10 protein-coding genes are annotated in these 15,570 nt (G+C 58.9%); all 10 read left to right on the plus strand.

Annotation, left to right across the window (positions count from 1 at the left end; translation table 11 throughout):
- Positions 1 to 8 precede the first annotated feature (8 nt).
- The 10 genes from dppC to FA92_RS18320 all read left to right on the plus strand — a co-directional run bounded on the left by dppC (position 9) and on the right by FA92_RS18320 (position 15,490).
- Complete coding sequence (dppC, locus tag FA92_RS18275; RefSeq protein WP_013359639.1) at positions 9 to 911, plus strand: dipeptide ABC transporter permease DppC; 903 nt, start codon at positions 9 to 11, stop codon at positions 909 to 911.
- Positions 912 to 923: 12 nt separating this feature from the next.
- The gene (gene dppD, locus FA92_RS18280) at positions 924 to 1,910 is read left to right on the plus strand and encodes a dipeptide ABC transporter ATP-binding protein (RefSeq protein ID WP_033784396.1); all 987 of its coding nucleotides are present in this window, start codon (positions 924 to 926) and stop codon (positions 1,908 to 1,910) included.
- Positions 1,900 to 2,922: a dipeptide ABC transporter ATP-binding subunit DppF gene (gene dppF, locus FA92_RS18285; protein WP_033784397.1), complete on the plus strand. Its 1,023-nt coding sequence runs from the start codon at positions 1,900 to 1,902 to the stop codon at positions 2,920 to 2,922. The genes dppD and dppF overlap by 11 nt, the downstream gene beginning before the upstream one ends.
- Before the next feature lie 690 nt (positions 2,923 to 3,612).
- Positions 3,613 to 4,188 carry a cellulose biosynthesis protein BcsO gene (gene bcsO, locus FA92_RS18290; RefSeq protein ID WP_033784398.1) on the plus strand — a complete coding sequence of 192 codons (576 nt, stop codon included), beginning with the start codon at positions 3,613 to 3,615 and terminating at the stop codon, positions 4,186 to 4,188.
- On the plus strand, positions 4,179 to 4,982 hold the full coding sequence (bcsQ, locus tag FA92_RS18295) for a cellulose biosynthesis protein BcsQ (RefSeq protein WP_033784399.1): 804 nt from the start codon (positions 4,179 to 4,181) through the stop codon (positions 4,980 to 4,982). The genes bcsO and bcsQ overlap by 10 nt, the downstream gene beginning before the upstream one ends.
- A gap of 48 nt (positions 4,983 to 5,030) precedes the next feature.
- Entirely contained in the window at positions 5,031 to 7,142 is a 2,112-nt protein-coding gene (gene bcsA / locus FA92_RS18300) for a UDP-forming cellulose synthase catalytic subunit (RefSeq protein ID WP_051926540.1), read from the plus strand.
- Complete coding sequence (gene bcsB / locus FA92_RS18305; RefSeq protein WP_033784400.1) at positions 7,139 to 10,204, plus strand: cellulose biosynthesis cyclic di-GMP-binding regulatory protein BcsB; 3,066 nt, start codon at positions 7,139 to 7,141, stop codon at positions 10,202 to 10,204. The genes bcsA and bcsB overlap by 4 nt, the downstream gene beginning before the upstream one ends.
- A gap of 11 nt (positions 10,205 to 10,215) precedes the next feature.
- Positions 10,216 to 14,031 carry a cellulose biosynthesis protein BcsC gene (locus tag FA92_RS18310; protein WP_033784401.1) on the plus strand — a complete coding sequence of 1,272 codons (3,816 nt, stop codon included), beginning with the start codon at positions 10,216 to 10,218 and terminating at the stop codon, positions 14,029 to 14,031.
- Positions 14,031 to 14,474, plus strand: coding sequence for a cellulose biosynthesis protein BcsD (gene bcsD, locus FA92_RS18315; RefSeq protein WP_013359647.1), 444 nt, complete (start codon positions 14,031 to 14,033; stop codon positions 14,472 to 14,474). Before FA92_RS18310 ends, bcsD begins: the two co-directional genes overlap by 1 nt.
- A gap of 8 nt (positions 14,475 to 14,482) precedes the next feature.
- Positions 14,483 to 15,490, plus strand: a complete 1,008-nt coding sequence (locus FA92_RS18320; RefSeq protein ID WP_033784402.1) for a glycosyl hydrolase family 8 — start codon at positions 14,483 to 14,485, stop codon at positions 15,488 to 15,490.
- Positions 15,491 to 15,570: the final 80 nt, after the last annotated feature.

A 15,570-nucleotide genomic window follows, 5' to 3' on the forward strand; every position in this document is an offset into this window, starting at 1 on the left:
GGGGCATCATGTCTGTTGTTGATCCTGGCAGCGTTACCGTTGCACCCAAGCCGATGACCCCGTTTCAGGAATTCTGGCACTACTTTAAACGTAACAAAGGCGCCGTCGTGGGCCTGGTCTACATCATCATTGTATTGCTGTGTGCCATTTTTGCCGATGTGCTGGCCCCGCATGCGCCTGCTGAGCAGTTCCGCGATGCGCTGCTGCATCCGCCGGTCTGGCAGGAGGGCGGTAACTGGAGCTACATTCTGGGCACCGACGACGTGGGCCGCGATGTGCTGTCGCGTCTGATGTACGGTGCGCGCCTGTCGCTGCTGGTCGGCTGTCTGGTGGTGGTGCTGTCGCTGATTTTCGGCGTGATCTTCGGCCTGCTGGCCGGTTATCTCGGCGGGGTGGTCGATGCCATCATCATGCGCGTGGTCGATATCATGCTGGCGCTGCCAAGCCTGCTGCTGGCGCTGGTGCTGGTCGCCATCTTTGGCCCCTCAATTGTTAACGCCTCTATCGCGCTGACCTTTGTGGCGCTGCCGCACTATATCCGTCTGACCCGCGCGGCAGTGCTGGTGGAGGTGAACCGCGACTATGTGACCGCCTCCGGCGTGGCCGGTGCCGGTATGCTGCGCCAGATGTTTGTGAATATTCTGCCTAACTGCCTTGCACCGCTCATCGTTCAGGCGTCATTAGGTTTCTCCAACGCCATTCTTGATATGGCGGCGTTGGGCTTTCTCGGTATGGGTGCGCAACCGCCAACGCCGGAGTGGGGCACCATGCTCTCCGACGTTCTGCAGTATGCGCAAAGTGCCTGGTGGGTCGTGACCTTCCCTGGATTGGTCATTCTGCTTACCGTGCTGGCATTTAACCTGATGGGCGACGGTTTGCGTGATGCCCTCGACCCGAAACTCAAGCAGTAAAGAGGCACCGAGATGGCGTTATTAAATGTAGACAAACTATCGGTGCATTTCGGCGACGATAAAGCACCGTTCCGTGCGGTTGACCGCATCAGTTATCAGGTTGAGCAGGGCCAGGTCGTTGGTATCGTGGGCGAGTCCGGCTCTGGCAAATCGGTCAGTTCACTGGCGATCATGGGGCTGATCGACTTCCCCGGCAAAGTGATGGCGGAGAAGCTGGAGTTCAACCAGCGCGATCTGAAACGCATCTCCGAACGCGAGCGCCGCCAGCTGGTAGGCGCAGAAGTGGCGATGATTTTTCAGGACCCCATGACCAGCCTGAATCCCTGCTACACCGTGGGCTTCCAGATTATGGAAGCGATCAAGGTGCATCAGGGCGGCAACAAACGCACCCGGCGTCAGCGGGCAATCGACCTGCTGAATCAGGTCGGTATTCCCGATCCGGCGTCACGGCTTGATGTCTATCCGCACCAGCTGTCGGGCGGGATGAGCCAGCGCGTGATGATTGCCATGGCAATCGCCTGCCGGCCAAAGCTGCTGATCGCCGATGAGCCGACGACGGCGCTCGACGTGACCATTCAGGCGCAGATCATCGAACTGCTGCTGGATCTGCAGCGGCAGGAGAACATGGCGCTGATCCTGATTACGCACGATCTGGCGTTAGTGGCAGAAGCGGCGCACCACATTATCGTGATGTATGCCGGACAGGTGGTGGAGAGCGGGAAAGCGACCGATATCTTCAAAGCGCCGCGCCATCCTTATACCCAGGCGCTGCTGCGCGCGCTGCCGGAGTTTGCGGCCGATAAAGCCCGCCTGGCGTCACTGCCAGGTGTGGTGCCGGGCAAATATGACCGCCCGGCTGGCTGTCTGCTTAACCCACGCTGCCCCTATGCGACTGACCTGTGTCGCCAGGAAGAACCGGAACTGCGCACCATTCCAGGACGTCAGTCCAAGTGTCACTATCCGCTGGATGATGCCGGGAGACCCACTTATGAATCATGAAACCACAAAAGATCAGTTCCTGCTGCAGGCGATTGATCTGAAAAAACACTACCCGGTGAAGAAGGGGTTGTTTGGTCAGGAGCGTCTGGTCAAAGCGCTGGATGGCGTCTCTTTTAATCTGGAACGCGGCAAAACGCTGGCGGTCGTCGGCGAGTCAGGCTGTGGTAAATCCACGCTGGGCCGGTTGCTGACGATGATTGAAACCCCGACCGAAGGGCAGCTTTACTGGCACGGTCAGGATCTGCTGAAGCACGATCCCCAGGCGCAGAAGCTGCGTCGTCAGAAAATCCAGATCGTATTCCAGAACCCGTATGGCTCACTCAATCCGCGCAAAAAAGTCAGCCAGATTCTGGAAGAGCCACTGGTGATCAATACCCAGCTGACCAAAGCGGAACGCCGCGAGAAGACGCTGGAGATGATGGCGAAAGTGGGCCTGAAAACCGAGCATTACGATCGCTATCCGCACATGTTCTCAGGCGGTCAGCGTCAGCGTATCGCCATCGCGCGTGGGCTGATGCTCGATCCGGACGTGCTGATTGCCGATGAGCCGGTTTCGGCGCTCGACGTTTCGGTGCGTGCTCAGGTGCTGAACCTGATGATGGATCTGCAGCAGGATATGGGGCTCTCCTACGTCTTTATCTCGCACGATTTGTCGGTAGTAGAACACATTGCCGATGAGGTGATGGTGATGTATCTCGGCCGTTGCGTCGAGAAGGGCAGTAAAGAGGCGATTTTTGCTAACCCGCGCCATCCTTATACCCAGGCTTTGCTGTCAGCGACGCCGCGTCTGAATCCGGACGACCGTCGTGAGCGTATTAAGCTGACCGGCGAGCTGCCCAGCCCGCTTAATCCGCCACCAGGCTGTGCTTTCAATGCGCGCTGCCACCGACGTTTTGGCACCTGCGTGCAGTTACAGCCGAAGCTGAAAAACTACGGTGGTCAGGAGATTGCCTGCTTCGCGGTCGATCAGGATGAGAACCAGCCGGTGGGTGTGGCAGAAAAGGTCAGCTGAGGATTGGCGGCTCAGGCCGTTGATTCGTTGATAGCTCAGGGAGCATACGCCCTTCGCAAAGACGCAAAACGCCTCCGTAGCCCGCGTTGCTTTGCTCCAGGCGTATGCTCCCCTCTCCTGAAGAGGGTTAGCCGTTTGTGCCTCTGATTAGGTAGTGCCATATTCCCTGCGTCCTCACCTCTCTTCTCAGCCAAAGGCGCCTTTCTGGCGCTTTTTTTTATCTCAATTCCGCTGTACACCCCACCGCTGGCGGACCAGCCATCTCGTTTCGGTTATTTCCCGTCTTTTTCCGTTATCAGATTTAACCTTTTTTTCTGCTGGCGATATTCGCAGCGAAAAAAGATAAACACTCCCCATCCCTTATGAGAGCGATCAGGCTTTTTTGCGCCTGCGGCAGTCCGATTGCGGCTTAACATTGCGCTTATCGTGTCCCGCCTGGTTGTGCCAGTGGTTGTCAGAGCGGCTAAGTCTTAAAAATTATTGAAACATCGCAGATTAATTTAACTTAAACATCACTTATTAATTATTGGGGCTAGTCATCTTATATTGGCTTTATTCCGCTGTAAGTGGATCTTTATGATTAAACTATTTTATTGAATCTGCTTTATTTGTAATCAGGTTTTTCTGACTGACATTAAAGGGATGTGTTATATTCCAGGAAAATTCCTCCCTTGTTGCAGGCCACGGCCAATGAAGAATAATTACGATGATTTGCAGCGTTTTAAAGAGAAAACGCAAACGCTCGACATCGACTTTAAAGATATGTCTGGCCAGGCGCAGGAAGCGGCGGAACACAGTAAATGGGCTTTGATTCGCCAGCTGGCGAAAGAGGACCATCAGACTTCACTGGGAGGCGGTCAGCGAATCGACCTGCCGCAGCCTCAGCCGCTGCGCGGGGATGAATTCACCGCGCCACCGCCTGAGTCACCGGCAAGGCCCGCCACACTCAGTGCGCAACCGACGACATCAGCCCGCAGCTTAATTCTCGATAGTCTGTCAGGCAGCAGCCTGCCCGCAGCCCGCACGGCTGAACGTGACCCTTCATCACTGTTTCCGCCACCGCCGCCGCCGCAAAAACGGGTTGCGGCTGAGCCTGTTGCTGTATCACATCCTGAGCGCGTCCGGCCCGCCCTCACGCCTGTCACACCCCATTCTGAACCGGAACGGTTTAGTGCCTTGTTCCGCTCGCGTGACAGCGAACCGTCGAATCTGCCGAAAGAAACTTTACTCAAACCGTTACTGGAGAAGATTGCGCTATGCCGTTAGTTTGTGTGTGCTCGCCGAAGGGAGGCGTGGGGAAAACCACGCTGGCGGCGAATCTGGCCTGGAGTCTGGCGCGTTCCGGTAGCAAAGTTCTGGCTATTGATTTTGATGTGCAGAATGCACTGCGTCTTCACTTTGGCGTGCCGCTGCATGATGGTCGCGGATTTGTGGCGCGCTCAGAAGAGCAGGCGGACTGGAGCCAGTCGATCCTCACCACTGGCGGCAATATCTTTGTCCTGCCTTATGGCGATGTCACCGAGCCACAGCGCGTACGGTTCGAAGAGAACCTGATGAAAGATCCCCACTTTATTAAGCGTGGTCTTGATACGGTACTTAATTATCCCGGTCTGGTCATTGTCGCTGATTTTCCGCCTGGTCCGGGCCCGGCCCTTAAAGCAATGACGGCGCTGGCCGATATGCATTTAGTGGTGATGTTAGCGGATACCGCTTCTGTGTCGTTATTACCGCAGATTGAAGAGAACCGGATGACCGGGAAACCGCTCAATAATAAGCAGGGACACTATTTTATCCTGAACCAGTGCGATAATCGCCGGAATATTAATCGCGATGTCACTGCATTTATGCAGCAGCGTCTGGGCGATAATTTACTGGGCGTGGTTCACCGTGATGAAAGTGTGGGTGAAGCCAATGCTTCCCAGCAGTCCGTATATGATTTCAGTCCTGCCTCAGCAGCGGCATTTGATATTGAACTGATCGCCAAACGGGTCAGCAGCATTCTGAATATCACCGTGGGAAATGGCGAAGTTCAGGCTTCCATCCGCACAAATCATTTTTAGTCGGCTACTGCAGGCGACTGACTTACACAGCTCTTCTCAGGGTGAATCATGAGTAAAATCGGGTTTTACCTGCTGCTGCTGGTGCTTGCACCCGTTGCCGCGGTGATCATCATTACGCCAATGGACAGCCAGAAACAGTATATTTTTGGTCTGATCAGCATTGGCATGATGTTTTTATTGGGTTTCAGCAAGAGCCGCAAAATAACCGTGGTGATGGTGATTCTCTCTGCCCTGATGTCCAGCCGTTATATCTGGTGGCGCACCACTGAGACGCTGCACTTTAATTCCGAAGTCGAGGCGATATTAGGGATTGGCTTATATCTGGCGGAGCTTTACGTCTGGCTGATCTTAATTCTCGGCTTCCTGCAAACCACCTGGCCATTAAAGCGCACCATTGAGCCGTTGCCGGACGATACTCGTCTGTGGCCGACGGTCGATATTTATGTGCCGTCTTACAATGAAAGCCTGGATGTGGTGCGCGATACCGTGCTGGCGGCGCAGTGTATCGACTACCCGCGTGACAAACTCAAAATCTATCTGCTGGATGATGGCAAACGCAGCGAATTTGCCCGCTTTGCGGCGGATGTCGGGGTCGGGTATATCACCCGCGACGACAACAAACATGCCAAAGCCGGGAACCTCAACCATGCGATGAAAATCACCAAAGGTGAGCTGATTTGCATCTTCGACTGTGACCACGTGGCGACCCGCACCTTCCTGCAGGCGACGGTGGGACCGTTTCTGAAAGATCCGAAGCTGGCGCTGTTGCAGACGCCGCACTACTTCTATTCGCCCGATCCCTTTGAGCGTAACCTGCGCGCTGCGCGCAGCATTCCCAACGAAGGCGCACTGTTTTATGGTCCGGTGCAGCAGGGTAACGATAACTGGAACGCCACCTTCTTCTGCGGCTCCTGTGCGGTAATCCGTCGTTCGGCGCTGGAAGAGATTGGCGGCTTTGCCGTTGAAACGGTCACTGAAGATGCACACACCGCCCTGAAAATGCAGCGCCTGGGCTGGGGCTCAGCGTTTCTGTCGATCCCGCTGGCAGCCGGTCTGGCGACCGAACGTCTGGGTCTGCACATCATCCAGCGAACCCGCTGGGCGCGCGGCATGACGCAGATTTTCCGCGTCGATAACCCGCTGTTTGGCCGTGGCCTGAAGTGGCAGCAGCGTCTTTGCTACCTCAACGCCATGCTGCACTTCCAGTTTGGTCTGCCACGCGTCGTCTTCCTGACCGCGCCGCTGGCTTACCTGCTGTTTAACCTGAATATTATCCACTCGTCGGCGTCGCTGATTTTTGCCTATGTGCTGCCGCACCTGGTGATGTCGCTTTACGTTAACTCGCGCATGAATGGCCGCTTCCGTTACACATTCTGGGGTGAGATTTATGAGACGGTGATGTGCTTCCATCTGGTGATCCCGACCATCCTGACGCTGCTGTCGCCGAAACATGGCAAGTTTAACGTGACCGATAAAGGCGGCGTGCTGGATCAGGGCTTCTTCGATTTCCACATCGTGCGTCCGCACGTCATTGTGGCGCTGCTGCTGGGCATCGGGATTGTCGCGGGCGTGGTACGTGCGGTGATGCATGACTATTTTGGCGTCGACCCTTACGTTATTGCGCTTAACGTCGGCTGGGCGATTTTCAGCCTGATCATTCTGATGGCGGCGATTGCCGTAGCGCGCGAAACCAAACAGGTGCGTAAAACCATCCGCGTTGACGTACAAATCCCGGCGATTATTCACTACGCCAGCGGCATTTCATCACGCACCCTGACCAGCAACCTGTCGATGGGCGGTGCACAACTTGATGCGCCGGATGGCCGTCATGAAATGGATGAAATTGAAGAGATTGATCTGTTGCTGAAATCCGGCGCGATCACCATCCCGGTGAGTAAGATTTCCGGCGATGACGAGAGCATCCGCCTGCGCTTTGAGGCGATGCCGCTGGCGCGCCGTCGCGAACTGGTGCGTGTGGTGCTGGCGCGTGCGGATGCCTGGATCCAGCCGGAGTATAAGCAGGACAACCCGCTGATTTCGCTGGGCACCATTATCCGCACCGTATTTGAGCTGTTCTGGCTGACCTGGAAAGGTCGCCACGATAAACGTAAAAAAGTCGACCCGGTTGCCGCGGCGGCGAAAGAGGATGGCGCGGCATGAAGATCCTGACGCACACGTTGCTGGCCAGTTCACTGACCGCCGCGTTATGGCTGACGCCCGCTGGCGCGGAAACGCCGACAGCGATTGATAACAGCAGTGCCGCGCCGGTAAACAGCGCGGCACCGATGCCACCTGAGGCTACTGCAACCCGCCAGTCAGCTGGTGCCGCCGTCAGTGCGCCGGTAAACGATGCGGCTTCGGCGTCGCCTGATGCTGCTGCAACCTCACAATCTGCTGGTGCCGCCGTCAGTGCGCCGGTAAACAGCGCGGCTCCGGCATCGTCTGATGCCGCTGGAACCTCACAATCTGCTAATGCCGCCGTCAGTGCGCCGGTAAACAGTGCGGCTCCGGCATCGCCTGAGGCTGCTGCAACCGCACAGTCAGCTGATGCCACTGTCATTGCGCCAGCGGAAAACCAGGCGCCGGCCAGCGGTGCGGCGTATGTGACGCCACCTGCAATGTCTGTTAATAATGCTGCCACACCGGATGCCGGTTCAGCGCAGGTGACGGCCCCGGTGAGTGTTGGCGGGTCAGCGACGCCGTCAGTGCCATCTGCGGCCCAGCCCGCAGAATCTGTACCGGCCTCTGCGTCACAGAGTGCAGTACCGGATGCCTCACAGACATCTGCGACCCCATCTTATGCTCCGGCTGCAGAAGCCGCCGCCGCACCTCAGGCGTCAGTAACCGGTGAAGCTTCACCCGCCGCGCCAGCCACCGCTCCGGGGACGAGCAGCGGAGCGGTAACCCAGGACAGCGGCGCACTCTCCGCGGTGCCGCTGCCGCAGGGGCTGAGCAGTGCCGATCCCGCGCTGGAGGCGGCCGCCAGTGCGCTGCCCTACGCGCCAGGCCAGACGACTGCACCGGTTGCAGAACCGCAGATGCCGATCACGGCGGCTATCAATCAGCCGATCAGCAGCGTCATCTCCGTAGCCCAGATGGGCCAGTCGCGCGGTATCACGCTGACCGGCGGCCAGTTACAGTCGGGCATCACCTTTACCCTGCCCGGCGATGAGGTCATTACCAATGCGCGACTGAATCTGACGCTGCGCGTCTCAGCCGCGCTGGCAGCTCGCAATACCTCGCTGCAGCTGATGCTGAATGGTCAGCCGCTCGGTACGCTGCCGCTGGGTGCCACGGACAGCGACGTCAGTGATTATGAGCTGGATATTCCGGCGGCGATGGTGGTGTCGAACAACAACCTCAGTTTTAAAATCAACGATGCGGACAAGCTGCTGTGTGAGAAGGAGAGCGCGCAGCAGTATCAGGTCACCATTCTGCCGAATACCGCGCTGCACCTTGAAGGGCAGAAGCTTAATATCGGTACGCGCCTGCGCAACTTCCCGCGTCCGTTCCTGGATCCGCAGCGGATGACGGCGTCCACCATCACGATGGGCTTTGCCAGTAACGTTTCACCTGATGCGGTCAGCGCGGCGGCACTGGTCGCTTCCTGGCTTGGCATTCAGAGTGATTATCGCGGCATCCGGTTCCCGGTGGTGCGCGGCGAACTGCCGGAAAACAACGGCATCCTGTTTGGTCATCCTGGCGATCGAATCGGCACCCTGACGTTCCCGGCCAGTCATGGCCCGATGCTGCAGGTGGTGGATAACCCCAGTAATCCGGTTTACAAATTACTGCTGGTCAGTGGTAACAATGACGAGCAGCTGCGTCAGGCGGCGAACCGTCTGACAACCCAGCCATTCACCACCGATGAGAGCCAGCTGCAGGTTCCTGTACAGACCATTGGCAACCGCAAACCTTACGATGCGCCACGCTGGATTAACACTGACCGCCCGGTCCGCCTGAGCGAACTGCTGCGTAAAGATCAGAGCCTGACCAGCAGCGGCATCTGGCATGACGCGCTGCGGGTTAACTTCCGTGCCGCGCCGGATCTGTTCCTGTGGGATGGCGACACGGTGCCGGTTAATCTGCACTATCGCTTCCCGTCTGAAAGCTGGATTGATGAGGACAACTCGTTCCTTAACGTCATGCTCAACGGCACCTTCCTGCGCAACCTGACGGTGAACAAGGTCGGTCTGCTGGAGAACGCCTGGCATCGTTTAGGCGGTGATGCGCGTCAGGAGCAGTATCAGCTGAATCTCGAGCCCTATCTGATCTATGGCGATAACCAGCTGGCGCTCTACTTCAATATCAAACCGCGCGCCGATGCACCCTGCGGTGTGCTCCTGAATAACAACATCAAGAGTCGGATTGAAGAGGACTCGTGGATCGATCTGAGCCATACCCGCCACTTCAGCATGTTGCCGAACCTCTCTTACTTTGTCGGTGCTTCTTTCCCGTTCTCGCGGCTGGCTGACTTTGGCCAGACCACGCTGCTGCTCCCGGAAACACCCAGTAATGCCGAGCTGTCGACGCTGCTGGATCTGGCGGCGCGGGCCGGAACCGCGACCGGCGTAGCGCTGACGCAGAATCAGGTGCTGTTTGGTCTGCCCACTGGCGGCACCCATCTGGCGCGCATCCAGCAGAGCGATCTGCTGGCAGTCAGCACCACCGGCAACAGCGCTTTCAATCAGGCGATGCTGGCGGCGTCACCTTATGATGCCACCAGCAGCACCTTTGGGGTGAAAGAGCCGGACACGCTGGAAAAATTACGCGGCTGGCTGACCGGCGACTGGAGTCGTCAGCAGCTGGATGCAGATCGTTACTTCTCTTCCAACGAAGCATGGCGGGGCTTTCTCAGCTACCGGTCGCCGTGGAATCGCGATCGGCTGGTGGTGATGACGGTGGCAACCAGCGACGATCAGCTGCTGCGACTGCACAACGATTTAAGTTCGGCGCAGATTAACGCCGCAGTGCGTGGCGACACCGCGATTATCACCGATGAAAACGGCATTCGTAGTTTCCGCGTCGGTGCACAGTTCCCCAGCGGCGAGATGCCCTGGTACATGATGGTGGTTTGGTATGCCAACCAGCACTCGGTGCTGCTGGCGGTGGCGGCGATGCTGCTCTCTGCGCTGGTGGGCAGTGCGGCCTGGGTGATGCTGAAGCGTCATGCCTGGCGGCGTCTGAACCCAAAGCAGAGCCATGATTCCGGCAGGAAGTAAGGACAATAATAATGAAAAAAAATCTGTTAAGTGCCGGTATCCGTAAAGCGTTACTGCTGGGAGGCGCGCTGGCTCTGTCGCCGCCGCTGCTGGCGGCGGAAAGCGCTAATCCGGCGTTGCAGGCCCTGTTCGATCAGGCTTCCTACTGGCATCAGAAAGCGCATGACGACCTGGCGAAAGCCTCGCTGCAAAAGGTGCTGATGGTTGAACCCGGCAACACTCAGGCGCTTTATCTGCTGGCCCTCTATTCACAGCAGGGTGGCGACACGGCTGCCGCAACGGAGTATCGCGCCCGTCTCAGCCAGGTCTCCCCCAGCGATCCGCACCTGAGCGAGCTGGATTATGCGCGCCAGATGCAGACCATTCCGCAGGCGCAGCTTTCGCTGGCGCGTCAGCAGGCGCGCAGCGGCAACATTCCGGCGGCGTTACAGACCTGGCGCAACACCTTCAGCGGTAATGAGCCGCCACCGAGCGTCGCGGCGGAATATTATCTTACGATGGCGGGTGACCGTACGCTGCTGCCGCAGGCGGTTGAGGCGCTGCGGCAGTTTGCGGCTCAGCATCCGCAGGACACCGGCGCACGGCTGGCGCTGGGTAAGGCGCTGACTTATCAGGAACCGACCCGTCGCGAAGGCATTGAGGTGCTGAGTTCGCTGGCGAGTGGTAATCAGGATGCCGATCGTTCACTGCGCCAGGCGCTGCTGTGGCTCGGTCCGCAGCCGTCAGACGCGGCCCTCTATCAGACCTGGCAGCAGCGTCATCCGCAGGACTCCGCCGTCATCGACTACTACCGTAAAAATGTCGGTGGCGCAGAAAAAGGAGCCGGATTCAGTGCGCTGAACAGCGGTGACGTCGGCGGAGCACAGACCAGCTTTGAAAAAGTGCTGGGAGCCAATCCCCAGGATGCCGATGCGCTAGCGGGCATGGGCTATGTGGCCCAGCGAGCCGGACGTTATCAGGAAGCGGCTGATTATCTGCAACGCTCTGCTCAGCAGGGCGGCGATCAGGGTTCCTCACGCCAGCAGCAGGCCGACGATGCCCGCTTTTATGCGCAGCTGGCCAGCGCGCAGCAGGCGCTGAAAAACGGCGACAGCGCGCAGGCGCTGACCTTAAGCGAACCGCTGGTCCAGGCTGACGGTGAAAAAGGGCTGGCCGCCAGGCTGTTCCGCGCCGACGTGTTGCGCCGCACCAATCAGCCTGAGCAGGCGGAGCAGATCTATCGCACCATTCTGCAAAGTGATGCGGATAACCGCAGCGCCAAAGAAGGGCTGTTCTACGTTCTGCGTCAGCAGAATCGCAGTGCCGAAGCCAGCACGCTGCTGGGGGCGCTGCCCGACAGCGTGCGTCAGAGCGTGACGCCACGGGCCAATGAAGCGGATGCGCTGCGTCAGCAGGCAAAGCGTCAGCTGGCGGCCGGTAACAATGCCGCTGCCATCGCGACGCTGCAGCAGGGTATTCAGCGCTATCCCTCTGATGGCTGGCTGCGGCTCGATTTAGCCCGGCTCTATCGTCAGCAGGGCGATACGCTGCTGGCGGCCAACGTGATGCAGCCGGTGATGCGCAACGGGGCCAGCACCAGCGAGCTCTATGCCGGTGCGCTGAACGCCAGCGAAAGCGGTGGCTGGCAGCAGGCCAGCGTGTTGCTGGCGCGCATTCCTTCCAATGCGCAGACGGCGGCGATGCGTGAACTGGCGCAGCGGGTGAATTTCAATCTGCAGATGGGCACGGCCGATCAATATCTTGCACAGGGCGCGACGGCCGCCGCCGCCAATACCCTGAAAGCGCTCACGGTCACGCCGCCCGCCAATCCGGTGGATGCCGGAAACCTGGCGCAGAAGCTGGCAAAGGCGGGCGATCTCAGCAGCGCGGTGTCGGTGGTGCGGACGAACCTGCAGCGTGGCGTGCAGGGCAATGCGGGCGATTATGCCGCACAGATGGCGGTGCTGAATCAGGCGGGCCTCGGCGGTGAGGCGCAGCGCTTCCTCAGCAACCCGGAGCTGCAGGCGCGCAGTACCCCGACCCAGCTCGCCGGTATCCGCAACGGTTATCTGATTAACGAAGTGGATCGCCTGCGGCAGCAGCGTCAGTACGCGGTGGCTTATGACAAGCTGATTGGCGCGCTGCAGCAGGATCCGCAGAATCGCGATCTGATGTTCGCGATGGCCCGTCTCTATCAGGACGGCAAGATGAACCGGGATGCGGGCGTAGTCTATGACTACCTGATGACCCAGGATACGCCGACCCAGGATGCGCGCGTCGGGGCCATCAACGTCGCGCTGGCGCAGAACAATGTGCCGCGTGCTAACGCGCTGAGCCGCGGCCTTAACACCACCACGCAGACGCCGGATCGTCTGCTGTTGCTGGCACGTGTCGCCGAAGCCAATGGCAACCATTCACAGGCGATGGCGTATCTGCGTTCGGCACGCGGGCAACTGACTGGCCTGCAGGGCGCGCAGTCTGGCAGTGTGCCGACCGTGGGCGGCCTGGTGCTGGCGGACAATCCGTTTATCAACCGCACCACCTCGCCGGTGGGACGCTCACCGTCCAGCTACGGCACCGTGCTGCCGTGGCAGGCCGTACCGGCGGGCCAGACTGCTGGCGTGACATCACAGGGCGAACCGGCTGCGGGCAGCACAACGGTTTCTCAGCAGTCACAGATTCTGCATGACGTCAACACCATGATGGATTCGCTGCAGGAGAAAACGGCTACCTGGAGTCAGGGCATGGTGCAGGTGCGCGGGCGCGACGGCGAGTCGGGCCTGAGCAAACTGACGGAAGCCAAAGCGCCGCTGACCTTCTCCACCGTGCCGTTTGAAACGGCGCGCCTCGACTTTACCGCCACGCCGGTCTCACTCACGGCAGGCAGTGGCGCCGCCGATGCCTGGCGTCGTTTCGGCACCAATGCGCTGAGCCAGGGCCGCGTTGTGGCCGCAGGCGGCGCGACGGTGAATGACCTGCCCACCGCGACCACCGATTCGCAGACCGCTTCTGGCGTCGAGTTGAATCTGGCGCTGAAGGGCGACAGCTATAAAGTAGATATCGGCAGTACGCCGCTGGGCCAGGATCTCAGTACGCTGGTCGGGGGTGTGCAGTGGTCACCGAAACTCACCGACTTCCTGACGCTGATCCTGACCGGTGAGCGTCGCGCGATTACCGACAGCCTGCTCTCTTACGTCGGCGCAGAAGATAAAGCCAGCGGCAAACGCTGGGGACGCGTCACGAAGAACGGCGCGAACGCCCTGTTAAGCTACGATAATGGCGATGCGGGCTTCTACGCTGGCGGCGGCGCGTACAGCTATCTTGGTGAAAATGTCGCCAGCAACAACAATCTGCAGGCGACTGCCGGAGCGTATGTTCGTCCGTTCCACAGTGACGACCACGAGCTGAAAGTGGGCATGAGTCTGGCGTGGATGGACTTCTCAAAAAACCTCAGCTACTTCAGCTACGGGCAGGGCGGTTACTTCAGCCCGCAGAACTACGCGTCGGTCTCGTTCCCGATAGAGTTCTCACGCAAGTTTGACGATCTCAAAGTGAATATTGGCGGTGCCGCCGGTTATCAGACCTACAGTCAGGATAAGAGCGCGTACTTCCCGGCGGATGCCAGCCTGCAGTCAGAGCTGGAATCTCTTGCCGCCAGCGGCAGCGTGAAAGACGCGTACTACTCTGGTGGCAGTAAAAACGGCATCGGCTATAACCTGCACGCCGGGGCGGACTACAAACTCAATAAAGATGTGACGATTGGCGGCCAGCTGGGTTATGACACCTTTGGTGACTACAACGAAAGCAGCGCCCGGCTCTATGTCCGTTACCTGTTCGGAGAGAAGTAATGAGTGAGCATTCGGGGGTATCACATCCTTATCAGCCGGGCTGGTTTGACCTGGTCAGCGTGCTGATTGACGGGATGATCGCCAACGCCGGTCAGCAGGAGGCGGAAGCCTTTCTCTACAGGATGGGTGAATCGCTGGCGACCCGCTATCCTTTGCCAGAGTCGCGCACCGTGCAGGATCTGGAGCGCGAGGCCAACCTGCAACTGGCGCGGTTTAACTGGGGCTTTGTGCAGCTTCAGCCGGAAGAGAAGGCGCTGCTGATTGCGTATCACGCCTTACCGGCAGGCGACAATCGCCATTCTCCGGCTGACTGGCAGGCGGCGTTTGGTGCGGTCATCGCCGGGCTTTTTTCAGGCTGGTTGCAGGGCCAGGGCGGCAGCAGAATGGTGCCGGTGACGCTTGAACTCAACGATGGCAGCACGCTGCACTATCGATATCAATAGGATCAGAAATGAAACGTAAGCCATTCTGGATGGGCTGGATCTGCACTGTTTTACTGCTGGCCTGCAGCGCGCAGGCCAATGCCAGCGGCTGGGATACCTTTAAAAGTCGTTTTCTGACCGCCGAAGGGCGGATCACGGATACCGCCAATAACAATGTCAGTCACACCGAAGGTCAGGGGTATGGCATGTTGCTGGCGGTGGCCAACAACGATCGCGCCACCTTTGATCGGCTGTGGCAGTGGACACGCACTCAGCTGCGTAATCCGCAGACCGATCTCTTCTACTGGCGCTATGTGCCGGGCAGTGACAACCCGGTTGCCGACAAAAATAACGCCTCGGATGGCGATGTGCTGCTGGCATGGGCGCTACAGCGCGCCGCACAGAAATGGCAGGTGGAGAGTTACCAGCAGGAGTCAGACCGCATTCAGCGCGCGATCATCAAGCTGGATGTCACGAGCTTCGGCGGCCATACCGTCCTGCTGCCGGGCGCGCAGGGCTTCAATAAAACCAGCTATGTGGTGCTGAATCCTTCGTACTTCCTGTTTCAGGCGTGGCGGGAGTTTGGCGAGCGCAGTCATCTGCAGGTCTGGGATAAGCTGATTAACGATGGTTTTGATCTGCTGGGTAAGCTGAGCTTTGGTAAAACCGGCCTGCCGCTGGACTGGATCGCGCTGAATGCGGATGGGTCGGTTGCGCCAGCGGTGGGTTACTCAAACCGCTTCAGCTACGACGCGATCCGCGTGCCGCTGAACATCTGGTGGTACGATCCGCACAGTCTGGCGCTGGTGCCGTTTCAGCGCGTCTGGCAGGGTTACAGCCGCATGCTGACCCCCGCCTGGTTCGATGTGCTGGCGAATGCACCAGCCCCTTACCATCTTGAGGGCGGTCTGCTGGCGGTGCGTGACCTGACGCTGAATGAGACCGGCTATCTGAGCGATAAGCTGGCTGCCGATCAGAACTACTTCTCTGCCAGCCTGCAGCTGCTGACCTGGCAGGCGTTTCAGGAGAAGCGCTGATCAATCGCAGAACGGCGGCGCTGGCCGCCGTTCTGGAGCTGATAACCCGGTGTGTCAGGCGCTGAGTCGCGCCTGACACA

It is taken from the genome of Pantoea sp. 9140 (assembly GCF_000745295.1).
In the GTDB taxonomy this organism is placed as follows: domain Bacteria; phylum Pseudomonadota; class Gammaproteobacteria; order Enterobacterales; family Enterobacteriaceae; genus Pantoea; species Pantoea vagans.